Here is a 24,520-nt window from a genome sequence, read left to right on the forward strand (position 1 = left end):
ATTACTGTTTTGTGGATTAGTAATTACTGTTTTGTGGATTAGTAATTACTGTTTTGTGGATTAGTAATTACTGTTTTGTGGATTAGTAATTACTGTTTCTTGTTTTGGTAATTACCGTTTCTCGGATTGGTAATTATCAATCTTTGTCTTGATTGTCGGCTTGTATGGGAGAGGGCAGGACGGTCTCTTTGAGGAGATGGAAGGAGGCTTGGTATTCTTCCGTCAGTGGAGGCAGAGTGGGGAGGGCATTCGATTGAGATTGGGGCATTATTGTTATCTTTGTTTTCGTCTATTTGACGGATGGTTTTTATTGATAATATCAGAGAAATAGTAGTTATGAGAAGAAAGTTAGCGGTACTCGCATTGGTTGCGGCAGGGGCGATTCAGCTCTCTTACGGACAGGACGGAGGGAAGCAGCTTACGATAGATTCGATCACGAACGGAACGTTCTCGGCTAAGAGTGCCGGTGCGGGATTTCGTCCCATGGAGGATGGAGCGCATTATTCCGTGGTGAGCCGGGATCACAGAGCCGTGCTGAAGTGCAGCTATTCCACAGGAAAGGTGGTGGATACGCTCTTTTATACGAAAACGGCAAGAGAGTGCGAGTTTGAGACGTTCGACGATTATGTGATAGCTCCGAACGGTTTGCAGATCCTGCTGTTTAAGGATACGGAGTATATATATAGAAGGAGTCGGAAGTTTAATGCGTATCGGTACGATGTGAGGCGGAATCTGGTGCAGCCTCTGTCTGCTTCCGGTGGAAAGGTGCGTATTCCGACGCTCTCTCCGGATGGGCGGATGTGCGCTTTTGTGAAGGAGGATAATAATATATATGTTGCGAAGTTCGACTACAATACCGAGTCTGCCGTAACAACCGATGGTAAGCCGAACGCGATCCTGAACGGGACGACGGACTGGGTCTATGAGGAGGAGCTCTATGCCACAAACCTTATGCAGTGGGCAGACTCCTCGGAACAGCTGATATTTGTGCGGACGGACGAGTCGAAAGTTCCGGTCTACAACATGCAGATGTTTGGAAGCGGGCTTTATCCTGAGGATTATCGCTATAAATATCCTAAGCCGGGAGAGAGAAACGCAGAGATCTCTTTGCGATCGTTCGATATTCGTTCCAAAAAAACGGAGGTGATAGAACTGCCGATTCGCGGTGAGTACTATATCCCTCGCTTGGATTATGCTCACGGTGCGCTTCAGGTGTTTACGCTCAACAGGAATCAGACACACTTCCGACTTTTTACCGTGAATCCGAAGAGCGGACTCTCGAAGCTGCTCCTTGAAGAAAAGAGCGAGAGATACATAGACCCGGAATGGGCAAGACAGCTGGCATATACTCCGAACGGATTTACTTATGTCAATGATAAAAGCGGCTATAATCAGCTCTATCTCTATTCCAAACAAGGTGCTGTTCAGAAGAAGATCAGCAGAGACAATGCAGATGTTACTGCTTTTTACGGTGTGTCGGATCAGGGAGAAGCAATCTATGCCATGGCTTATCCGACCCCTATGGACAGGATAATAGTGGCAACAAATCTGAAGAACGGAAAGAGCCGTACTCTCTCTCCGGAAAAAGGAAACAGCAGAGCCGTATTCAGCAAAGATATGAGCTATTATCTGCTCACTTCGTCCAATATGGAAACGCCTGCAAGATACTCGCTCAACAGAACAAAGGATGCTAAAGAGATGGTGCTGCTCGAAGATAATGCCACTCTTCTGTCCAAGATGAAAGAGTATTCGTTCGCTCAAAAGAGATTCTTCCAAGTAACCACCGCTTCCGGAGTAACCCTCAACGGATATATCATCACACCCAAGAATATGGAGCCGGGAAAGAAATATCCTGCTCTGTTTACACAATACAGTGGTCCGGGCTCTCAAGAGGTGCAGAACAGATTTAAGTTCGACTGGGAATACGTGCTCCCTGAGAACGGCTACGTAGTGGTCTCTCTTGATGGAAGAGGAACGGGAGGACGAGGAGCAGAGTTCCAAAAGTGTACATATCTCAATCTTGGTCTCCTTGAGTCGCAAGACCAGTGCGAAGGAGCCACCGCCACGGCCAAGCTCTTCCCATATATAGATGAAGAGAGAATGGCTATCTGGGGTTGGAGCTTCGGCGGATACACTACTCTCATGGCGATGTCTCATACCTCTCCCGTGTTCAAGGCAGGTATAGCGATAGCTCCTCCTACATCGTGGCGTCTGTATGATACTACCTACACGGAGCGCTTCATGCGTACTCCGCAGGAAAACAACTCCGGATATGACCACACTTCCGTCATGACGCGAGCAGCGAATCATACCGGAAATCTTCTTATCGTACACGGCTCTGCGGATGACAACGTGCATGTCCAAAATACAATGCAGTATGTGGAGGCTCTTGTGCAGGAGGATAAATACTTCGAGATGCTGATATATAAGGATCGCAACCACAGTATCTATGGAGGGAATACGAGAAAGCATCTCTACAACAGTATTCTAAGATTTTTGAACAGATCTCTTTAATTCCGAAAATGGTAGAAAAGAAAACAGGAAGAACATATATACGTAAACCCGAATGGCTCAAAATCAGCAGAGCCAGCATAGACAGCTACACGCACACCGGACGAACCATTTCTCAGGGAGCACTCAATACGATCTGCGCAAGCGGAAAGTGCCCGAATCAGGCAGAGTGCTGGAGCAGAGGGACAGCTACGTTTATGATCTGTGGCAATGTCTGTACTCGTGCGTGTCGTTTCTGTGCCACTCAGAGCGGAAAGCCCGACTCTCCGCCCGATCCGGTAGAGCCTTTAAGACTTGCGGCTTCTGTTTCGCAGATGAAGTTGAAGTACGCAGTCATCACATCCGTGGATAGAGACGATCTGCCGGATTATGGAGCCGGACACTGGGCGAGCTGCATCAACGAGATACGCAAACGCTCTCCGGAGACTAAGATAGAGGTGTTGATTCCGGACTTTCAGGGAGACGAGGCGTGTGTGGATATGGTCATAGAGACAGCACCGGACGTGATCGGACATAATCTTGAGACTGTTCGGAGACTCACACCGCAGGTCAGACATCGCGCTACCTACGATTGCAGTATGAAGGTCTTGAAGCAGATTGTCGACAGAGGCGCCATAGCCAAAACGGGAATCATGGTAGGGTTGGGAGAGACAGAAGAAGAGGTTGTGGAGCTGATGAAAGATATTGCGGCGATCGGAGTATCTACCCTGACCATCGGGCAGTATCTGCAACCGACATCGAGGCACATCGAAGTGAAAGAGTATGTGCATCCCGACCGGTTTGCACGCTATAAGCAGCTCGGAGAGAGTCTCGGCATCACTCACGTGGAGAGCGGACCGCTCGTGCGTTCTTCGTACCATGCAGACGACCATTTCAATCAGGCATCGAAAAAGAAACTCGATCTGAGAAAGATCGGAAAAGGAAGCGCTTAGCTCGTAACGGCTTCGGCTTACACTCGAAAAACAAATCTTCTTGGAGCATTACCGCTCAGATATTCGGACATGAAATACTTACACTCAAAGGCGACACTCCTACCGCTGCTCGTATCTTTTGCTTTGGCTCTCTTCTCTTGCGGAGAGGGCGGGTCGGCTTCGTCATATAGCGATGTTGTGAACATCTCATCCGTAGAGATCAGCAGAGACAGTGTGTTATACGCCGAGCCGGGCTTCTTGCAGGGAGTTTCCGGAGCGTTCGGAGGAGCTGTCGGGGATACATATATATATGGTGGCGGGTGCAACTTTCCGGACATCCCCGTGGCAGACGGCGGACAGAAAGTCTTCTACAAATCTCTCTACGCGCTCTCCGGGAAAGGGGAGAGTTGGGAGACAACTTTCATTTCGTTCCTTCCCCGCTCTCTTGCCTACGGGGCGTCTGTCTCTCTCGGCGGGGGAGATATGCTATTGCTTGTGGGAGGAGTGGGAGAGCGAGGTGCTTCCGGTGAGATCATGATGCTCTCCAAGATGACAGACACCGGGGAGATCAGGCTCTCCAAGTATCCGTTTGCACTTCCTTTCGGGTGGTACGAAGGTGCGGCGGCGGAGCATGGAAAAAGTCTTTATTTCACGGGCGGATGGAAAGATGGGGAGCTTGTGACGGATCTTTATGCCTTTTCGTTGAGATCGGGAGAGACAACGAAAGTGATTTCTCTGCCCGATGGTGCAAGGCTCCAGCCCAATCTTTTTGTCATCGACGGCTATCTGTTCCTTTTCGGAGGCTTTTTCCCGGGTGGCGATGTGCGGATTCCGGGAGAAGAGCCTTACGTTCACAGGACGGCATGGAAGCTGAACCTGAGTGCACCGAAGAGCTGGGAGAAGCTGAATGCTCCCGAAGCGATGCCCGGTTCTCCGCTCAGCTTTATCGGTGTCGCCGTGGCACAAGACCAAGTTTCCGGGGCGGTTTATGCTGTCGGCGGTGTCGATCCCGTGCTGTTTCAGGACGCCATCTCTCGCGGTTATCTTCTGAAGAAGGCGGTATTCCGTCGGGATGCCGAGGCGGAGGCGAGGCTGAAGGAGGAGCACCGCGCTTACCTCTTGCAGCCGGAGAGCCGCTACCGCTTCTCGCCGCGTCTGCTCCGGTACGACCACAGGCAGGATCGCTGGAACATCTTGAAAGACTCTGCGATCTTCTCCACCGCGGGAGCCGTTTTGGTCTCCAAGGGAGACGAGCTTCTGATGATAGGCGGCGAGCGTAAGCCGGGCGTGCGTACCTTCGATGCCTATCTCTGTAACATGAAATAAGACGACCCACAGAAAAAAACTGTTTCTCATGCGGATAGATATTATCACAGTGATACCGGAGATGATAGACGGATGCGTCAACACCTCCATCCTCAAGCGCGCACAGGACAAAGGTCTGGCGGAGATACACCTCCACAACCTCAGGGACTACTCCACGAACAGGTGGAAACGGGTGGACGACTACCCGTTCGGAGGAGAAGCCGGCATGGTGATTCAGGTCGAGCCTGTCGATCGTGCCATCTCCCACTTGAAGAGCCAACGGGCGTACGACGAAGTGATCTTCACCTCTCCCGACGGCGAACTTTTTTCGCAGCCGTTGGCAAACAAACTCTCTTTGCTGCAGAACATCATCATTCTCTGCGGACACTACAAAGGGATAGACCACCGGATCCGCGAGCATCTCATCACGAAAGAGATTTCGGTGGGCGACTATGTCCTCACCGGAGGGGAGATGCCGGCAGCCATCATCGCGGACGCGGTGGTTCGGCTCATACCGGGAGTCATAGGCGACGAGCAGAGCGCGCTCTCGGACAGCTTTCAGGACGGGCTCCTCTCCGCACCGGTCTATACCCGCCCTGCGGACTACAACGGCTGGAAAGTGCCCGACATTCTTCTCTCCGGGCATGAGGCAAAAATCGCCGAGTGGCGTCTCCGACAAGCCGAAGAGCGCACCCGTCTGCTACGCCCGGAGCTGTTGAAGCCGAACAGATAGCCCCTCCCGCTCCGAGAGGTGCGCAGAGCACTCTGCCTGAAAGGCTCCCCGGCTTTCGGAGAAAAGGCACGAAGGAGCTGATATAAGCCATTGAAAATCAAAAAATAAGAGGAGGTTTTGACACTCCTTTCGCAACGCGTGAAAAGTTTCGTGAGTACGGAAAAATACTTCCAAGCTCACGAAACTTTTTTTCTGTGCGCACGCGGATAAATTTCTGCATATGCAAAAAATTTTTTTCGCATATGCAGAAATTTTTTTTTGTATATGCAGAAATTTTTTTCTGTGCGCACGTAAATATTTTTTTGTGCGCACGTAAATTTTTTTTTGTGCGCACGTAAATTTTTTTTTGTGCGCACGTAAATATTTTTTTGTGCGCACGTAAATTTTTTTTTGTGCGCACGTAAATATTTTTTTGTGCGCACGTAAATTTTTTTTCTATGCGCACGTAAATTTTTTTTTGTGCGCACGTAAATTTTTTTCTATGCGCACGTAAATTTTTTTTCTTGGCCACGGAAATTTTTTTTCTTGGCCACAGAAATTTTTTTTCTTGGCCACGGAAATTTTTTTTCTTGGCCACGTAAATTTTTTTTCTTGGCCACAGAAATTTTTTTTCTTGGCCACAGAAATTTTTTTTCTTGGCCACAGAAATTTTTTNGGCCACAGAAATTTTTTTTCTTGGCCACAGAAATTTTTTTTCTTGGCCACAGAAATTTTTTTTCTTGGCCACAGAAATTTTTTTCTATGCCCATGGAAATTTTTTTCTATGCCCATGGAAATTTTTTTCTATGCCCATGGAAATTTTTTTCTATGCCCATGGAAATTTGTTGGGTGGTATTGCCCGATATAAGTATGATAAATATATTCTCTCTTTTGTCGTGGAAAACCTTCTGAACAAGAGTGTTTTTGCCTACACCGTTCATGATGCTTTACAGTCTCATTCGGCATCTTATCCTTTGAGAGGACGTTCCGTAAGACTGGATTTCTCGTATTACTTTTAGGACAATCCCGCTTGGTCGGGACTATAAACGAAAAGCTGTGCCAAAGGGATCCCTTCGGCACAGCTTTTTATTTGTACTTCAATAGAGTTATTTCGTCTTATATATCCAGGCGTCTTTGAATCTCTTCTCCCGATGAAGCTCTCTCATCTTGTTCAGAGCCTCCTCTTGGGAGGCAAAGTTGCCGAGATAGAGTCTGTACGATTTGCCTCTGCGGTCTATGCCAAACTCCGGATAGTCGTTCAGCTTATGGTAGCCGACAAACTCTTCCACCTGTTTTTCTGTGGAGAGTGTGGCTATTACCACAAGAAATCTGTTACTCTCCACGTGAGTCTCCTTAGGAGCTTCCACGCTCTTTTCTTCGGTTACTGCTTCCGCTTCTACCGGTACTGCGGGTTCTTCCGCTTTTGTCGTTTCAGCTGTTTTCTCTGTCAGGAAGTGAGGCACAAAACCGGCTTGGTACTCTTTCATCTCGGTCTCCACAGCGCGGAACGGCATCAGCAGACCCAACGTTAAGATCACCATGGCGGCAGTAAAGTACTTCAATGCTTTCACATTGATAGGCAGATAATAGGTGTTATCTGCCACCTCTTTCGTCTCTTCTCCCATAACAAGCAGCTTGGGCAGAGAAGCAATATCGGTAAGGCTGTACAGATTTGTTGCAAACGGATGGTTCGGATTCGGTTCAAATATGGGAGTGGCTCCTTCCGAACTGTGTCCCAAGCGAATGCGACCGATCTCCTCCAGCTCCACATAGGTACGGCTGCCGAGATGATGCAGTAGAGCTTCTACATCTTTCGTCAACATCTGTTCTGCTCTTCTGTAACTTATGCCGTACCGAGCGACATAGCTGTGTATCAGAATACCGTCCGAGACGTGTTTCAACTCGGCATTGAAGCAGAGCGATACCTTACCCGGTCCGAGCATTCCCCCTGTGGAAGAGTGCTCTTCGGCTTTTATAAATGCACCCAACTGTGGTACCACCACACACGGATGCTTGAACAGACAGCGCTGCAGATGTTGTACTACTCTTTGCATGATCGGTTTACCATTGGGAGAAATAGAGCTTCAGACCTGTGCTGAATGTCGAAACATTCGGTCCGAAATCTTTTTGGAAAGGAGAGATAGGGGAGTAGGTTGCAAAAAGACCGAAGTTGCCTATACCTGCTTGGACGATAAAGTCGAGGTGTACAGGTCTTAGTCCCAAGCCTTTATCTATGATCTGCTTGGATGCAGAGTGATTCTCTTCCGATGCTGCCCACCAAACTTTCGAGCTTGATGCTGTCTTTACCTTGAACAAAACACCGAAGTTGAAGAACATCGGTGATGATGTCCCGTGTCGCTTACCGCTGTTTACCTCTATAAGAGCAGGGATTTTCAGGTATGTCGTATGAAATCTCGCATTGGACATATTCTTGCCTGCCGGGATGTCATCGGTAACGAATGCTTGATTTTTGGCAAAGTTCAAGAAGTGGTTCTTGGTAAAGTGGATGGAGTTGAACTCGATACCCAAACCGCTGACAAAGCTAAGATTATTCGCTCCCAATGAATATTTGACATCAAAGAAAGAGAGATCGTACTTCAAAGACGAAGACATATCCACATTTCTCGCCATATCCTTACCGCTGTCATCCATAGGACTCATAGATATGAAGCCTACTCCGAAGCCACTGAAATGTGCTGTCTTGGAGTATCCACGATACACATCTTTTCTTCCGGTAATGTCTTTTCCCATAACCAATCTTCTCTCTCGGTGAGAGTATGTGGTCTCTTTATCCGTATCACCCACGATGATGGTGTATTGTCTCTTCTTCGCCGGTTGAGAAGGAGGTGTCTGAGTTTCTTCTACTGTATTCACTGTCTCCTCTGTTGCGGCATAAACACCAAAACTCATGGATGCCAAAAGGACCCAAGCAAATGATATTAGCGTCATTTTTCTCTTCATAGCTCTGTTTTTCTGTTATTTAGATGTTATAAATATCCATTTGTTTTGTCTCCTCTTATCTTTTAACCATCATGGTTGAAAGTGAAAAAGAGGTGTTGATGAGATTGAATTTGCGACACATCAGCAGAGCAAAACTCCGGCAAAGAGTCCGAAAGCTTTGTTGCTCTGCTTCTACCGCACTACTCTTCTCCCTACAAATGTAGCAAAAAATGAGTATAGGAGCTTTATTCTTGCTCTTTTTCGGGGATAAATACTCCTTTTTCTCCTTTATACTCAAGGCTGTAGATATATTAAAAATATGTACCTTCGTGTCGATGAAAGCAGAAATTCTAAATAAATATAATATTCCTGTTCCACGATATACCAGCTATCCGCCGGCAAATCTGTTCTCTCCTTTGTACGATTCTGTGCGGTACGAGACAGATCTGTTGCTTTCCAATAGTAATGGTACGGACAAACTCTCCTTCTACATACACATTCCGTTCTGCAACAGCTTGTGTCTCTATTGCGGTTGTAATAAGCAAGTGATGCCGAAAGAGGGGGATGGGGTGGCTCTTTATGTGGACTATCTTCTCAAAGAATTGGAGCTGTTGTCTCAAAAGATAGACCCTCTCCGAAAGGTTTATCAGATCCATTTCGGTGGCGGATCGCCGACCTCTATCCCATTGAACCATATAAAGAAAATTTTGGAAGCGATACGATCGAAGTTTGTCATCGCACCCGAAGCAGAGGTGGCTATCGAATGTCATCCCGGATACCTGGATGAGCAGGCTTGGAAAAGCCTTATAGATATGGGATTTACGAGGATGAGCATCGGTATTCAGGATATAGACAGCAAAGTCTTACGGCAGGTAAAACGGACAGAGAGCAAGCTCCCTCTTCACGAGATTGTCTCTCTCCTGCGTTCCAATGGTATCGAGATCAACATAGATCTTATATACGGTCTTCCGTTGCAGACGGCAGAGTCGTTCGGTAAAACCATCGAAGCGGTGTTGGATCTGAGACCGGACAGAGTCGTAACCTTTTCTTATGCTCACGTTCCATGGGTTCATCCCATACAGAAAGCATTGGAAAGAGTAGGGCTGCCCACCCCGCATGAGAAAGCTGTGATGTATTCCAAGACATTAGGCATCGCCCTGGAGAGAGGTTATGTACAGATCGGGCTGGACCACTTTGTACTTCCTACGGACGCTTTGGCAATGGCTCTTCAAGAGGGAAGTCTGCATCGAAACTTTCAGGGCTACTGCACAAAAGAGATTACCGGGCAGGTTTACGCCTTGGGTGTTACGGGTATCTCTCAGCTTTACGGCTCATACGCCCAAAACTGTAAAGATATTTCGACCTACTACTCATTCCTGAATCGTGATACGCTTCCCGCAGTTACCGGGTACAGCCTTACCGAAGAAGAGCAGGTTATTAAAGAGATCATTACCGAACTGATGTGCAACTACCGCTGCAATCCTCTCCGGATACTTTCCGATTTCGGCATAGATACGGATAGCCTGCATACCATATCATTTCTCAAGTATGATGCTCTAAAAGAGATGGCGGAGGACGGACTCTGCTCGGTGGATGAAGATACCGGAGAGATTGTCATGGAGAAAAGCGCACATGCTTTTGTACGAAACGTTGCAGCGTGCTTTGATATTCACTACAATCCTAAAGCTCCTGCCGGATACAGCAAACCAATATAAACAGATAAACAGATGGAACAGACAAGAGAAATATACCTCGCAGGAGGTTGCTTTTGGGGAGTGGAGCACTATATCAAGAAGATTGCCGGCGTTTGCTCTACACAGGTAGGATATGCCAACAGCCTTATTGCCACCCCCACTTATAAGGAGGTGTGCAGCGGACGGACAGAGGCAGTGGAGACCGTAAGAGTGATTTACGACCCCTCCAAAATAGCTTTGAGCTACCTGCTGTCTGCTTTTTATCGCATCATCAACCCCACTTCTCTCAACAAGCAAGGTGGAGATGTCGGAACGCAGTACCGTACGGGAGTTTACTATACAGATCCGAAGGATGCCGTTATTATTGCAGACAGCCTGGCTCTACTGCAGAAAAAGTACACGAAGAGTATCGTTGTGGAGTGCATGCCGTTGAAGAACTATTTCAGTGCAGAGGAGTATCATCAAGAGTATCTCACCGCCAATCCCGCAGGGTATTGCCATGTGGCTCTTGAAAACTTTGCTTTGGCAAAGACCTTTGTTTGCCCTACCGAACAGATAGAAAAGGATGAGAAGAGGCGAAACGAGTAGTCCGCCTCTGCAAAGATAGACAAAGAGAGTCCGGCAATGGTGTCGGACTTTTCTTTTTAACGCTTCCGAAATATCCTCTTACCACTTTAATATTTTCCGTTTATCGTGTTCGGAACTCTTTTTCAAAGTTCGATTTCTGTAGACCGGGCTTTGAATTGTGCAGATCAAATGTTGATTTCTACAAATCAAGCCTTGAATCCGGATTCTATGTACTTTTAGACCGGTTTATAATAGTGTTTAGCTCATTTTGCAAACGGGTTAAACGAAAAAAAAGACTGCCGAAGAGAGATCTTCAGCAGCCTTTCTGCAATAATCTTTGTGTGATCGCGACAGGATTCAAACCTGTAACCTTCTGATCCGTAGTCAGATGCTCTATTCAGTTGAGCTACGCGACCGATATAATCATNTGATCGCGACAGGATTCAAACCTGTAACCTTCTGATCCGTAGTCAGATGCTCTATTCAGTTGAGCTACGCGACCCTATCCTTCTCAGGAAAGACGGTGCAAAGGTAGGTATTCTTTAGGATATATCAAAACGCTACTCTGCTTTTTTGTCAATCTCTTTCCCTTTATGACTCTTTTTGCCTATATCGCAAGCATTGCAGCCCGGACACTTGTCGTTCTCTTTCGGAGCCTTGAAAAGCTTCGCCGCATTCCGTAGCAGAATGAGCGTTACAACACCTATGATGATATATACTATAATGTCTTGAAGCATGGTTGTAGCGATGAGGACTATGTGAACAGCTTTCCGACCAGTGTGGCAACAAACGCAACCAACCAAGCCAAAGAGCAGGAATATATCATACTAAAGAGTGCCCACTTCGCACTGCCGCTCTCTCTGCCGATCGCAACTATCGTTGCAATACAGGGGAAATAGACCAGAACAAACAGCATGAAGGAGAACATCATCACCGGAGTATAGGCGGGAGAACCGTCGGAAAGTGTGGCTTGAGAAAGCCTGTCCTGTAGTCCGGCTTCGTTTTCCATGTCTCCGGTGTACAACACTCCCATAGTACTTACCACAACTTCCTTGGCAGGCAGTCCGCTAAGCAGTGCCATGGTCAGCTTCCAATCATAATCCATGGGTGAGAATATCGGTTGGAGAGCTTTTCCCATCTTGCCTATGTAGGAGTTTTCCTGCTGATACATGGATGCCAACTGATCGTCGGAGAGGTCTTGGAGCGTGCTGTTCTCTGCTTTCATCTGCTCTATACCCGTTGCAATGTCTGCTTCGTTTCCTCTTGGGAAGTAGCTTAAACACCATATCACAATAGAGGCAAGCAGGATGGTGGTACCCATTTTGGTGAGATACTGCTTAGCTTTATCCCACATGTGCAACAGAATACTCTGAGTGGTGGGAAGGCGATAAGGAGGCAGCTCCATAACGAAAGGCACATCTTCTTCCTTGATAAAGAATTTTCTGAGGAAGAATGCCGTGAGCAGTGCAAGCAGTATACCTATAATGTAGATGGAGAAAACCACAGTCCCGGCGTAGGCACTGAAGAACGCACCCGTGAGTAGAATATAGACCGGAAGCCTTGCGCTGCAACTCATAAAGGGAAGTATCAGCATCGTGATGAGTCTGCTGTTTTTGCTCTCTATCGTTCTGGTTGCCATGATAGCCGGAACATTGCATCCGAAGCCCATGATAAGGGGGATGAAACTCTTCCCATGAATACCCATGGAGTGCATCAGCTTGTCCATGATAAAGGCTGCCCGCGCCATGTATCCGGTGTCTTCCATAAAGGATATAAAGACATAGAGGATCATGATATTGGGCAGGAAGACTATAACACCCCCTACTCCTCCTATGATACCATCACAGATAAGGTCTTGAAGAGCCCCTTCCGGAAGAATGCTTCGTACCGCTTCTCCCAGCCACGCGACACCTGCTTCTATCCATTCCATAGGGTATTCTCCCAATGTGAATGTGGTTTGGAACATCAGGTACATGAAGAGGAGAAAGATAGGGAAGCCCCAAATACGATGCGTGAGCCAGTAGTCTATCTTTTGATCTCTGCCTTTGAGATGATTCACTTTCGAGTCGAGCGTCTCTCTCAAAGCACCATTGATAAATCCGTAGCGGGTATCGGTGATTACATCCGAGAGGTGTCGAGAGTAGCTTTCGGAGTATGTTTTAGAGATGTATCTTGCTTTGGTGAGCAGAAAACCGCCTTTCGGGATCTCTTTTTCCACCTTGCCGGTGTAGAGAGGATCACCTTCCAAGAGTTTTATGGCAATATACTCTTCGGCACCATGACACCATGAAAGGTGTGGCTGATCTGCTGTTGCCTGTCGTATAAACTCGGTTAACTCGTCCCGATGCTTGACGATCTCCAAAGAGTAAGGCATAGGCACTTTGCGCTGAAGGGTGCAAGAGCCGGCATAGACCATGTGAACACAGTTGAACAGCTCCTCTTTTCCTTCTCCTTTTCTCGCTACGGTCGGAACAACCGGCGTCCCCAACAGCTGGGACAACAAGGGTATGTTGAGCTTGCTGCCACTGGCTTCAAACTCATCGAACATATTCAGAGCGATAACCATGGGGATACCCGTCTCAAGCAGTTGGGTTGTGAGATAAAGGTGTCTCTCCAAATTGGTGGCACTGATGACATTCACGATAACATCCGGTCGCTTATCTCCCGCAAGGAAGTCCTCTATATACTTCTCTTCCGGGCTGTATGAGGTGAGAGAGTAAGTACCGGGAAGGTCTATGATGTCGAAGTTTATGTCGCCTGTTTTATACTTGCCATGCTTGGCATCGACCGTAACACCGGAATAGTTGCCCACGTGTTCGTGTGTTCCGCAACAAGCATTAAACAGAGAGGTTTTTCCGCAGTTCGGATTGCCTAAAAATGCAACGGAGATTTTTGTATCGGCAGGGATCTCTTTTTTTGTCCCATTCCCTAAAATATCGGGATGGATATTGGGGTCGTGCTTAACGACAGGAGCCGATGCGTTGGTGCTGTGCTCCTTGCTTAAACTCTTATTTACATAGATATGTTGAGCCTCTTTTCTACGAAGAGAGACCTCATAGTTCATTACCTTGTACTCTATCGGGTCTTGCAGCGGAGCATTACGAACGACCAGAACATCCTGCCCCGGAACAAATCCCATTTCGAGAATACGTTTTCTAAAATGCCCGGTTAGACGAACATCAACAATACTACCGGATTCTCCTTCTTTAAGTTCAGAAAGTTTTACTGTCATGGTTCAAATATACTTTCTTTGTCTATACCCCAAAATACCTATATATAGTTATTTAAGTGAATGGTATCGATCAGCTTTTTTTGTTTCCGAATATCTTGTAAGCGATGAGGCTGCTCAAGAAACCTACCAATAAGATCGTGAAAATGGAGACAACAATATCCAAGAATCTCAACTCTACCGGATAAGAGTCTATGAGAAAAGCTCCACTGTTCGAGGTGGCAAGCTTTACAAAACCGAACTGTGCCTGTAAGACCACCAGGAAGATACCTGTGGCTATTCCTATAACCCCTCCCATAAAGGAGAGTATAAACCCTTCCGTGATGACGATACTTCTGGTCATCCACTTTTCTGCACCCAATGCTCTGAGCGTTTCTGTGTCTTTACGCTTCTCGATGATAAGCATCCCTAATGTGCTTACAATGCTAAACAGAGAGAGCAGGAGTACGAACAGAAGGATGGAAAAGGAGATCCATTTTTCGATCTTATTGATTCGGAAGATGTCGGGGTGCTGTTGTTCCCGGTCTTTGACCACAAAATTGCTTCCCAGCAAGCGAGACAGTCTTTCCGCTGTTCGTTTTGTGGTGCTTTCTTGAGCAAGTTTCAGAGATATTTCGCTTATGGTATCCGATTCGTACTGAAGGAGTGTGCGGAGAAGCTCAATGGGAAGAAAAGATATTGTACCGTCTTCACTCTGATCCACTCGAAATACTCCGGAGATGAAGACATCGGATGTCCTGAAGTTTCTATCCGGTCTTACCATGGATAGAGAGCCTATCCGACGAGGCACGATAATCTGTACCGGCAGATCCATACCGGCATTGACTCCCAGCTTGGAAGCTATCCCTACTCCCATTATGAGCTGTGGAAGAGAGTCTTTTTCAAGTAGAAACTCTCCATCAAACAGGCTTTGATGAAACGGAACAATTTGAGAAAAATGGTCGTCTATACCATAGAGAATGACCGGGATGGTATTCTCTTCAAACACCAGCATGGCTTGACCTTTCAGTCCGAAAGCGTATTTCTCTATGTCCAGATCATTGTCCAACAGCTCGGCGACAGAGCTTAAAGAAAAAGGCTTACCCTCTTTCTGCTCTACGATCAGGTCGGGAGTGAAATTTTTGTACAGCCCTTTCGTGAAACTCTCAAAGCCGTTAAAGACGGAAAAGAGAATGACCATCGCAATACCAACCACGGCAATGGAAGATGTGGCAATGGTTGCGATAATGTTTACAGCGTGTGTGGATTTCGGAGCATGGAAGTATCTCCATGCAATGAACAGGATTGTCTTCCACTTATTAAAGATCATTGCTTCAACAGCTCATCTATTCTACTTATGATCTTTTCACTATCATCTTTGAGGAAGATAAGCTCCGGAATGATTCGCAGCTGTGTATGTACTCGCTTCCCAAAGTCGTATCGGATTGTCGCTGAATTCTGTTGAATTGCTTTTATCAGCTCGTCAGCCTTACTGTCCGGAAAGATACTGAGGAACACTCTTGCCTGACTAAGATCCGGCGTTACGCGTACTTCGCTCACGGTGATCAGTACTCCCGGAGTTTTTTTAGTCTCAAGGAGGAAAAGCTCTCCCAGCTCTTTTTGGATCAGACGGGAGATCATGCTCATTCTTTTATTGTCCATACTATTGTCGTGTGTCTGTTTGTTTAATGCTTAGAGTGAGTCCGTCTCGCAGAGGGAGTATAACGGTGGAGAGTTCGGGCTGCTCTAAAAGATAGTCGTTAAAGTTTCTGATGGATACCGTTTGCTCGTCCTGCGCTTCCGGTTCTATCACTTTCCCGTCCCAAAGAGTATTATCGGAGATGATGAGCGAACCCACCGGCAGCCGCTTCAAAACCAGCTTGATGTACTCGATGTAGTGCCTCTTATTGGCATCTATATATACGATGTCTGTCTCCTCAAGCGGAAGAGAGGGAAGGATATCCAAAGCATCGCCAAAGTAGAGACGAATATGCTCTTTCCATTCACTTTGGTCGAAATATCGTCTGAGGAAATCCTCCATTTCATCGTTCAGCTCAATGGTGTGGACTACTCCTTTTTCGGATAATCCCTCAGCCAGACAGAGTGTGGCATAGCCGGTATAAGTGCCTATCTCGATAACGTTTCGGGGAGATTTGAGCTTGGACAGAAGAGCCAACAAACGCCCCTGATGATGCCCGGACATCATTCTCGGTCTCACCAGATGGGTATGCGCATCCCTGTACAGCTTTTTGAGGAGCGGTGGTTCCGGAGATATGTGCTCCAGTATGTACTCCTCCAAAGCCAGCAGTTCTGCCTCTGTTTTATCGTTCTGTCCGGATATCATTACTGCTTATCGGGGTTGTTTTTATGGTAGAAGTCCAAAGCCTCCTGCACTTTATTCAGTTCCAATCTCGTTGTACCCACTTCTTCTGCCAAAGTACCGCTGACGTAGGCAACCATATCCTCTTTCTCTATCTGTCCCGTGCGCAAAAGCTCTTTCAGCGCACCGATATAGTAGTCTATCTTACCTCCGCACTTCTCTTGTACAACGGCCTTTACACCATAGGAGAGAGCAAGCTCTCGTGCCGTTCGTTCTTTATAACATATTGCAAATACGGTGGCACGCCCTCTGTATGCAGCAATATTTCTGCAAGTGCGCCCGGTAAAGCTGTCTGTAACAATCGCTTTAACTCCCAGTTTACTGATGCTCTTCACGGCTTGTTTGGATAGAAAAGAGGTGACGTCTAAGTCTTGAGGCTCTATCGGCACCCTTATATCCTGCTCTTCGAGCTTGCTTTTCTCTGCCTCTCTTATAATGCTCGTCATGGTTCTTACAGCCTCTACCGGATATTTCCCATTGGCGGTCTCTCCGGAGAGCATCACGGCATCCGTCCTGTAAAAAATAGCGTTGGCAACATCGGAGACCTCGGCTCTTGTGGGGCGAGGCGAGTATATCATGGTGTGCAACATCTGTGTTGCCACTATCACGGGCTTTTTCTTCGCAATGGCTTTCCGTATGAGCAGACTCTGTATCGCCGGAATTTTCTCTTGCGGTACCTCTATGCCGAGATCTCCCCGTGCTATCATGATACCGAAGGCATGGTCTAATATCTCATCTATATTGTCTATACCTTCCTGGTTTTCAATCTTTGCGATGATCTTTATAGGGCTGTTGTGGCGATCCAAAATCTCTTGGATGTCCAAGACGTCCTGCTTGTTTCTGACGAAAGAGTGTGCTATAAAGTCCACGTCTTTCTCTATGCAGTAGTTGATGGTCTCTATGTCTCTTGGAGTGAGAGAGGGCAGATTGATCCTGACACCCGGTACATTTACGCTCTTTCTGCTACCCAAGATACCATCGTTAAGTACAGAGCAGACGATCTTATCCGGAGTCTTCTCTATGACGCAAAGCTCCAAAAGTCCGTCATCTATAAGGATGTGAGAGTCGGGAGCTATATCCTTGTGAAGATCCCGATAGGTTACGCAGATACACTCTTTGGTTGTAGGTGTATCCGGATCGCTTTTCAGCAGAACGGTGCTTCCTCTTCTAAACTCTATGGGTTCGCTGCATATCGTTGTCCGGATCTCCGGTCCTTTCGTGTCCATTAAGATAGCAATATCCCCGGCTACGGCGCGAGTGTTATTCACTACCCGGTCAAAGCCCTCTCTGTCCATATGTGCAGAGTTGAGCCTGACAACATTGACACCCTCCTCTATAAGCTCTTTAAGAAAAGGGATGTCGCACTTCCTGTCCGATATCGTTGCTACGATTTTGGTCGCTTTCTTCATATCTGTTTTTCTAAATCTTTAATATATCCGCTTCGGATAAACCTTTCTCGGACTATCCGTTACGTCTCGACAACAAGTGGGCTATGGCAAGTCTGTAGCCATCCAGCCCAAAGCCGGAAAGTATTCCTGCTGCTTCTGCAGCCGTGACCGACTTCTGTCTGAACTCTTCCCGCTTGTAGAGATTGGATATGTGCACCTCCACCACAGAAACACTTATGGCAGCGATGGCATCTCTAAGGGCATAGGAGTAGTGCGTCAAAGCTCCCGGATTGAGAACAATGCCTCCGGAGAGCGATCTTATATCGTGCAGATAGTCTATGATCTCGCCTTCATGGTTGCTTTGGAAATATCTGATATCCACGTTGTGGTATATATCTCTCAGCTTCTCCAAGTATTCCTCAAAGTCCGTACTCCCGTATATCTCAGGCTCTCGTTCGCCCAAAAGGTTCAAGTTGGGGCCGTTGATGATGTGAATTATCTTCATATCCGCAATCTCTATTTCTTATTACACAAAGGTAGGATAATTGCTTCACTTTATAAAATAGAGGTGTTGAAAAAGTATCGGTCGTTGTAAGATGCAAAAAGGTTGGTATTTGAGATCCTTTTTGCATTCGTTTGCCTCACGAGTGGGCCTCTGTTTTTATATATTTCATCCCCTCTGGAAAATGCGTTTTTCTCCTTTCTCTATTTTCTCTTTTCGGGTTGTTTTCAGAGCACATCCGAGTTGTTAAATCGGGGTCGTTTTATTAACACAAATTTCGATGCCTGTTCACCCAAAACGGTAAAGCAATATATTTTGTCGGCTTAACGTGTTTAATTTTTCAGTGAACACGTTTACTGATTTCATTTAATACGTTTACCGGATTCAATTAACGTGTTTAGAATTTTTATTAGTGTGCTGATAATTAGGTGTTTATCGTTTTGCTCCATTTTTTGAGGCTCTTTGGCGTGATTTCTTCATTAAGATTTCTAAACACAACAATGGGGATAAATTGATCTTTATTAACTCGAAAACAGCCCATGAAACCGACCGAGAGGAGAAAAATTCTGAAATCAGCCCTCTTTCTTATCTTGTTGTTTGTGAGTGGTTTGTGTCGTTCTTGATAGGATTGGCTCTATTTTTCTTCAAAAAATCCTCTTTCGGAAGGAATTTTTAGGGGTGAAACACGAACCTTTTGGGGAGTTTTTATATAAAAGAAATGTTATAAATGGGTCTTTGTTTGAAATTATGGCGGTGTGCAAATGTGATATTTATTTTTGTGATGTCTTGATTTTGATAATTGATGATGTAAAAAGAAAATTGGAGGAGTGGCTTAATCGGGATAGATGGTCTTGTGCCTTCTTTGGTTGTTCCCGGTTTATTGTATAAGTCCGGCTCTGTTTTACGAAGAAAGTAGTTGATAATTATTGATTTGCATTGTGTCCGAAATGATGCGTGTGGCTTTCGGAATGAGGTAATGACTCCTCCTTTTATTCCCCCTTTCCACATTCTCTTTTTATCGTTTCCAAGTGTACGCTTTTCCCGTGATATTAACACCGCTTAAGTGTTTGATGTTGGGTGGTTTTTAACTTCCGATACGGGGATGCAGAATATCACTAATTATATGTATCTTTGCAAGCGTATTAAACGAACTAAGAAGAATATATGAATCGCTGGTTGAAATATCTACTCATAGCCATGTGGGGCTTATTCCTTTTGATAGGAAGCGGAACCCTGCTTATGTTCTTTCTTATAGCCAAGGGTAAGATAGGCTATATGCCACCCATTGAAGACCTTCAAAATCCGATAGATAAGTATGCTTCTCAGGTGATTTCCGAAGATGGACAGCTCTTGGGATCTTATGCTTTGAAAAACAATAATCGTATATACATCACCTATCAGGATCTCTCTCCTGCTCTTGTCAATGCCCTTATATCCACAGAAGATGTCCGGTTTACCCAACATTCGGGTATAGATATGCGCGGATTCTTGCGTGCGGTAGTGAAGACAGGATTGATGCGGCAGAAGAATGCCGGTGGGGGTAGTACCATAACTCAACAGCTCGCAAAGCAACTCTATTCTCCTTCCGCAGACAGCAAGGTGGAGCGGCTTTTACAGAAGCCCATAGAATGGGTTATAGCTGTCGAACTTGAGAGATATTATACCAAAGAGGAGATTATCAATCTCTATCTGAATAAGTTCGACTTCCTCTACCAGGCAGTGGGTATAGAGAGTGCCTGCAAGACATACTTCGATGTCAAGCCGAGAGACCTGAAAACGGAACAGGCGGCACTGCTGGTCGGGATGTGTAAAAACCCATCGTTGTACAACCCGGTGCGTTATCCGGAAAGAGCTATGCAGCGTCGTAACGTGGTATTGGACCAGATGAGGAAAGCCGGACACCTGACCGCCGTGGAGTGCGACTCGCTAAAGAACATCCCGGTAGAGCTTCGTTTCCGTGTGAGAAACCACAGAGAGGGGTTGGCAACCTATTTCAGAGAGCATCTGAAGCAGGTGCTCATGGCAGATAAGCCGGAGAGAAGCAAGTATCAAAAGTGGCAGAAAGATCAGTATGAAAGAGACTCTGTGGCCTGGTCTACGGATCCTCTCTACGGCTGGTGCAAGAAAAATAAGAAGAGCAACGGGGAGCATTATAACCTCTACACCGATGGGCTGAAGATATACACCGGTATAAATGCCATAATGCAACGCTATGCCGAGGAGGCTGTAAGAGAACATCTCGGAAATGATCTCCAAAAACGCTTTGAGAGAGAGAAGAAGGGCAGAAGCTATGCCCCCTATTCCAGAAATCTTTCTACGCAGGAACGTGCCAAGATATTGCGCAAATCTTTGGAGCAGAGCGACAGATACAGAAAGATGAAAGCTGATGGCAAAAGCGAAAAAGAGATAGACATCGCTTTCGATACCCCTACCGAAATGAACGTCTTTACGTGGAAAGGGTATAAAGATACCGTGATGACCCCAAGAGACAGTATCCTTTACTATAAGGGTTTTCTGCGTAGCGGATTTATGGCGATGGATAATCTTACCGGACAGGTAAAGGCATACGTCGGAGGAATAGACTATACAGCGTTTCAGTATGACATGGTTTCGCTCGGGCGCAGACAGGTCGGCTCCGTGATGAAACCGTTTCTCTACTCCATGGCGATGGGGGAAGGCTTTACGCCTTGTGATGAAATGCTTCATGTGCCTCAAAGTATTACGACCGAAGCCGGAACGGTGTGGACTCCTAAGGATACAAGGAGCACACGAGTGGGTGAAATGGTTAGCATCAACTGGGGACTCCAAATGTCGGACAACTGGGTTACGGCTTGGCTTATGAGTCATCTCTCTCCGTACGCGTTCGTGGACTTGTTGAGATCTTTCGGTATCACAGGACATTTGGATCCTGTACCGAGTATTTGCCTCGGAACACCGGATATATCCGTTTCGGAAATGGTGAGCGGATACTCTGCTTTTGCCAATGGCGGACTTCGTGTAGCACCTCTGCTCGCCACACGGATAGAAGACCAGTATGGAAATGTGCTGGCTACATTCCAGCCTAAGATGTATGAGGTGTTGTCGGCAGAAGCCGCGTACAAGACTCTCTATATGTTACGAAACGTAATGGATGGCGGTACCGGTAGCCGGGTAAGATATCGCTACAACGTGAAAGCACCTATGGGCGGAAAAACAGGTACTTCTCAGAGACACGCCGACGGGTGGTTCATGTGCTTTACTCCTTCTTTATCTACGGGTTGTTGGGTAGGAGGAGAAGATCCGGATATTCACTTCGATACTATTGCAGACGGTCAGGGTGCTTCCATGGCACTGCCTATCGTCGCTCTGTTTATGCAAAAGATATACAATGACAAAGTGTTAAAGCTCAATCCGAACGAGGACTTTAACGTGCCCGAAATGTATCGCTCTCCATGTAGAAATCTGTTCAATCTTGAGACAGAGGCCGTTTCGGAGGGAGTTATAGATTCGGACTTTTCTATGTAAGTAGGATAAATAATTTTGTAATCACTTATATATAAACAATTAAGCCAAAAATGTCAAAAAAAAGAGTTTACACCTTCGGTAATGGAGAAGCCGAAGGTAAGGCAGACATGAAGCTGCTATTGGGAGGTAAGGGTGCTAACCTCGCCGAAATGAATTTGATCGGTGTTCCGGTTCCTCCGGGATTTACTATTACAACAGAGGTGTGTAATGAGTACTATGAAGTAGGACAAGACAAAGTAGTAGAACTATTGAAGCCGGAAGTAGAAGCAGCAGTTGCGAAGATTGAAGGTCTTATGAATGCTCAGTTTGGCAGCATCGAGAATCCTCTTCTTCTTTCTGTCAGATCCGGTGCACCTGCTTCTATGCCGGGTATGATGGATACTATCCTTAACCTTGGTCTTAATGACGAAGTGGTAGAAGGTCTTATCCGTAAGACAGGTAATGCTCGCTTTGCTTGGGACTCGTACCGTCGTTTCGTTCAGATGTACGGAGACGTGGTACTTGGTATGAAGCCAACCAGCAAGGAAGAAATAGATCCGTTTGAAGCTCTTATAGATGAGTTGAAAGAAGAAAGAGGAGTAGAACAAGATACAGATCTTACTGTTGAAGATCTTAAGGTTCTTGTTGCTCGCTTTAAGAAAGCAGTTAAAGAGCAAACAGGAAAAGACTTCCCAACAGACTCTTATGAGCAACTTTGGGGTGCTGTAATGGCCGTGTTCCGTTCATGGATGAACGAACGCGCTATCCTCTATCGTAAGATGGAAGGTATTCCTGCCGAATGGGGTACTGCAGTAAACGTACAGGCAATGGTATTCGGTAACATGGGTGAGACATCCGCTACCGGTGTATGCTTCTCTCGTGACTCTGCAACAGGTGAAAACCTTTTCAATGGTGAGTATCTTATCAATGCTCAAGGAGAAGACGTGGTAGCCGGTATCCGTACACCTCGTGAGATCACAAAGATCGGTTCTCAACGTTGGGCTGAAAGAGCAAATGTTTCTGAAGAAGATCGTGTACGCGAAATGCCTTCTTTGGAAGAAGCTATGCCTGAAATCTACAAAGAACTTCACAGACTCCAACTAAAACTCGAAGAGCACTATCGTGATATGCAGGATATGGAGTTTACCGTTCAAGAAGGTAAGCTTTGGTTCCTTCAGACAAGAAGCGGTAAGCGTACAGGACAGGCAATGGTAAAGATTGCCATGGATCTTCTAAAGGAGGGAAAGATTGACGAGAAGACAGCTATCAAGCGTATCGAACCTAATAAACTTGATGAACTTCTTCACCCTGTATTCGACAAGAAGGCTCTTGCAAAGGCAACGGTAATTACAAGAGGTCTTCCTGCATCTCCGGGCGCGGCAACAGGACAGATTGTATTCTTCGCTGAAGATGCCGACAGACTACACAACGAAGGCGGACAACGTGTGATCCTTGTTCGTCTTGAAACATCTCCGGAAGACCTTGCAGGTATGCAGGTGGCAGAAGGTATCCTTACTGCAAGAGGCGGTATGACATCTCACGCAGCGGTTGTTGCTCGTGGTATGGGTAAGTGTTGTGTGTCCGGAGCAGGTGCTCTTCAAATAGACTACAAGGCTCGTACGCTTACTGTGGATGGAAAGGTTTATCGTGAAGGAGACTTCATTTCTCTTAATGGTACAACAGGAGAAGTATATGAAGGCATGGTGGACACCAAGGCAGCAGAAATGGATGTAGACTTCTCTGCTCTTATGGAGCTTGCCAACAAATATTCTCGTCTGAAAGTTCGTGCAAATGCAGATACCGGACACGATGCTGCCGTAGCTTATTCTTTCGGTGCAGAAGGTATCGGTCTTTGCCGTACAGAGCACATGTTCTTTGAAGGTGAAAAGATTGTTGCGATGCGCCGTATGATTCTTTCAGATTCTACCGAAGGAAGAAAAGAAGCACTTGCAAAGATTCTTCCATTCCAAAAAGAAGACTTTAAGAATATCTTCCGTGAAATGCACGGTCATCCTGTAACTGTTCGTCTTCTTGACCCGCCTTTGCATGAGTTCGTTCCTCATGACGCAAAGGGACAAGAGGAGATGGCTAAAGATATGGGACTTGATGTAGAAGTTATCCGTCATCGTGTATCAAGCTTAATGGAACATAACCCAATGCTTGGTCATCGTGGTTGCCGTTTGGGTAATACCTATCCGGAAATTACAGAAATGCAGACACGTGCCATTATCTCTGCAGCTCTCGAACTTAAGAGAGAAGGTGTAATGTCTGAACCGGAAATCATGGTTCCTCTAACAGGTATCGTATATGAGTTCAAGGAGCAAGAGAATGTTATTCGTGCAACAGCCGAAGCGGTATTTGAAGAGTACGGCGATCGTATAGACTATAAGGTTGGTACCATGATCGAAATTCCTCGTGCGGCTCTTACTGCAGACAAGATCGCTGCATCGGCAGAGTTCTTCTCATTCGGTACCAATGACCTTACTCAGATGACATTTGGTTATTCTCGTGACGACATTGCTTCTTTCCTTCCAATCTATTTGGAAAAGAAGATCTTGAAGGTGGACCCATTCCAAGTATTAGACCAAAATGGTGTTGGTCAACTTGTTAAGATGGCTACAGAAAAGGGTCGTGCAAAACGTCCGGAGCTTAAGTGTGGTATCTGTGGTGAGCACGGAGGTGAGCCTTCATCAGTGAAGTTCTGTCACAAAGTAGGTCTTAACTATGTATCATGTTCTCCATTCCGTGTGCCTATTGCACGTGTTGCAGCGGCACAAGCGGCAATAGAGGAAGCATAATCGTCATAGTACAAGTACATAGAAATACTTGATATTAGATCGCAGCACTCAAAGAGTGTTGCGATCTTTTTATTACTATTTGCCACAACATTTTTATTAAATTTGCAGACAGGTAAAGCTA

The 24,520-nt window shown here is 46.2% G+C and carries 19 protein-coding genes and 2 tRNA genes; 9 read left to right on the forward strand and 12 right to left on the reverse strand.

Features of this window, described 5'->3' with window-relative positions; translation table 11 throughout:
• Positions 1 to 136 precede the first annotated feature (136 nt).
• Complete coding sequence (locus JT26_RS11095) at positions 137 to 268, reverse strand: hypothetical protein (protein ID WP_255359389.1); 132 nt, start codon at positions 266 to 268, stop codon at positions 137 to 139.
• A 68-nt stretch (positions 269 to 336) separates the two neighbouring features.
• Between JT26_RS11095 and JT26_RS06405 the strand changes: the two genes are divergently transcribed.
• The 5 genes from JT26_RS06405 to JT26_RS10640 all read left to right on the forward strand — a co-directional run bounded on the left by JT26_RS06405 (position 337) and on the right by JT26_RS10640 (position 6,458).
• Positions 337 to 2,514, forward strand: a complete 2,178-nt coding sequence (locus JT26_RS06405) for a S9 family peptidase (RefSeq protein WP_036847837.1) — start codon at positions 337 to 339, stop codon at positions 2,512 to 2,514.
• An 8-nt stretch (positions 2,515 to 2,522) separates the two neighbouring features.
• Positions 2,523 to 3,443 carry a lipoyl synthase gene (gene lipA / locus JT26_RS06410; protein WP_036788583.1) on the forward strand — a complete coding sequence of 307 codons (921 nt, stop codon included), beginning with the start codon at positions 2,523 to 2,525 and terminating at the stop codon, positions 3,441 to 3,443.
• Between the two features lie 69 nt (positions 3,444 to 3,512).
• Complete coding sequence (locus JT26_RS06415) at positions 3,513 to 4,748, forward strand: hypothetical protein (protein ID WP_036847840.1); 1,236 nt, start codon at positions 3,513 to 3,515, stop codon at positions 4,746 to 4,748.
• Positions 4,749 to 4,776: 28 nt separating this feature from the next.
• A complete protein-coding gene (gene trmD / locus JT26_RS06420; RefSeq protein ID WP_036788589.1) occupies positions 4,777 to 5,460 on the forward strand; it encodes a tRNA (guanosine(37)-N1)-methyltransferase TrmD in 684 nt (227 codons plus the stop codon).
• A gap of 791 nt (positions 5,461 to 6,251) precedes the next feature.
• Positions 6,252 to 6,458 carry a hypothetical protein gene (locus tag JT26_RS10640; RefSeq protein ID WP_152565554.1) on the forward strand — a complete coding sequence of 69 codons (207 nt, stop codon included), beginning with the start codon at positions 6,252 to 6,254 and terminating at the stop codon, positions 6,456 to 6,458.
• Between the two features lie 87 nt (positions 6,459 to 6,545).
• On the opposite strand, the gene JT26_RS06430 is transcribed toward JT26_RS10640, so the two are convergent.
• Positions 6,546 to 7,493: an SPOR domain-containing protein gene (locus JT26_RS06430; protein ID WP_036847847.1), complete on the reverse strand. Its 948-nt coding sequence runs from the start codon at positions 7,491 to 7,493 to the stop codon at positions 6,546 to 6,548.
• A 7-nt stretch (positions 7,494 to 7,500) separates the two neighbouring features.
• Positions 7,501 to 8,400: a hypothetical protein gene (locus tag JT26_RS10205; RefSeq protein WP_052110406.1), complete on the reverse strand. Its 900-nt coding sequence runs from the start codon at positions 8,398 to 8,400 to the stop codon at positions 7,501 to 7,503.
• Between the two features lie 314 nt (positions 8,401 to 8,714).
• Between JT26_RS10205 and hemN the strand changes: the two genes are divergently transcribed.
• Entirely contained in the window at positions 8,715 to 10,094 is a 1,380-nt protein-coding gene (gene hemN, locus JT26_RS06440; RefSeq protein WP_036847890.1) for an oxygen-independent coproporphyrinogen III oxidase, read from the forward strand.
• A gap of 12 nt (positions 10,095 to 10,106) precedes the next feature.
• On the forward strand, positions 10,107 to 10,661 hold the full coding sequence (msrA, locus tag JT26_RS06445; protein ID WP_052090027.1) for a peptide-methionine (S)-S-oxide reductase MsrA: 555 nt from the start codon (positions 10,107 to 10,109) through the stop codon (positions 10,659 to 10,661).
• A 321-nt stretch (positions 10,662 to 10,982) separates the two neighbouring features.
• Here the strand turns inward: msrA and JT26_RS06450 are convergent.
• From JT26_RS06450 to aroQ, 9 genes are all read right to left on the reverse strand, one after another.
• Positions 10,983 to 11,056: transfer RNA gene (locus JT26_RS06450), tRNA-Arg, on the reverse strand.
• Between the two features lie 12 nt (positions 11,057 to 11,068).
• A tRNA-Arg gene (locus tag JT26_RS06455) sits at positions 11,069 to 11,142 on the reverse strand.
• A gap of 58 nt (positions 11,143 to 11,200) precedes the next feature.
• Positions 11,201 to 11,377 carry a FeoB-associated Cys-rich membrane protein gene (locus JT26_RS10645; protein ID WP_152566521.1) on the reverse strand — a complete coding sequence of 59 codons (177 nt, stop codon included), beginning with the start codon at positions 11,375 to 11,377 and terminating at the stop codon, positions 11,201 to 11,203.
• Positions 11,378 to 11,394: 17 nt separating this feature from the next.
• Positions 11,395 to 13,872, reverse strand: coding sequence for a ferrous iron transport protein B (gene feoB / locus JT26_RS06460; RefSeq protein ID WP_036847851.1), 2,478 nt, complete (start codon positions 13,870 to 13,872; stop codon positions 11,395 to 11,397).
• Positions 13,873 to 13,942: 70 nt separating this feature from the next.
• Complete coding sequence (locus JT26_RS06465) at positions 13,943 to 15,178, reverse strand: FtsX-like permease family protein (RefSeq protein WP_036847854.1); 1,236 nt, start codon at positions 15,176 to 15,178, stop codon at positions 13,943 to 13,945.
• Complete coding sequence (rbfA, locus tag JT26_RS06470; RefSeq protein WP_036788608.1) at positions 15,175 to 15,510, reverse strand: 30S ribosome-binding factor RbfA; 336 nt, start codon at positions 15,508 to 15,510, stop codon at positions 15,175 to 15,177. Before rbfA ends, JT26_RS06465 begins: the two co-directional genes overlap by 4 nt.
• 1 nt (position 15,511) lies before the next feature.
• On the reverse strand, positions 15,512 to 16,192 hold the full coding sequence (locus tag JT26_RS06475; protein ID WP_052110407.1) for an O-methyltransferase: 681 nt from the start codon (positions 16,190 to 16,192) through the stop codon (positions 15,512 to 15,514).
• Positions 16,192 to 17,637 carry a pyruvate kinase gene (pyk, locus tag JT26_RS06480; RefSeq protein ID WP_036847857.1) on the reverse strand — a complete coding sequence of 482 codons (1,446 nt, stop codon included), beginning with the start codon at positions 17,635 to 17,637 and terminating at the stop codon, positions 16,192 to 16,194. Before pyk ends, JT26_RS06475 begins: the two co-directional genes overlap by 1 nt.
• Before the next feature lie 52 nt (positions 17,638 to 17,689).
• On the reverse strand, positions 17,690 to 18,121 hold the full coding sequence (aroQ, locus tag JT26_RS06485) for a type II 3-dehydroquinate dehydratase (protein ID WP_036847860.1): 432 nt from the start codon (positions 18,119 to 18,121) through the stop codon (positions 17,690 to 17,692).
• A 1,161-nt stretch (positions 18,122 to 19,282) separates the two neighbouring features.
• Here aroQ and JT26_RS06495 point away from each other — a divergent pair.
• Both JT26_RS06495 and ppdK read left to right on the forward strand, forming a co-directional pair.
• Entirely contained in the window at positions 19,283 to 21,622 is a 2,340-nt protein-coding gene (locus JT26_RS06495) for a transglycosylase domain-containing protein (RefSeq protein WP_052110408.1), read from the forward strand.
• A gap of 50 nt (positions 21,623 to 21,672) precedes the next feature.
• Positions 21,673 to 24,399: a pyruvate, phosphate dikinase gene (gene ppdK / locus JT26_RS06500; RefSeq protein ID WP_036847865.1), complete on the forward strand. Its 2,727-nt coding sequence runs from the start codon at positions 21,673 to 21,675 to the stop codon at positions 24,397 to 24,399.
• Positions 24,400 to 24,520 lie beyond the last annotated feature (121 nt).

It is taken from the genome of Porphyromonas sp. COT-108 OH1349, from assembly GCF_000768755.1.
GTDB classification, from domain to species: Bacteria; Bacteroidota; Bacteroidia; order Bacteroidales; family Porphyromonadaceae; genus Porphyromonas_A; species Porphyromonas_A canoris.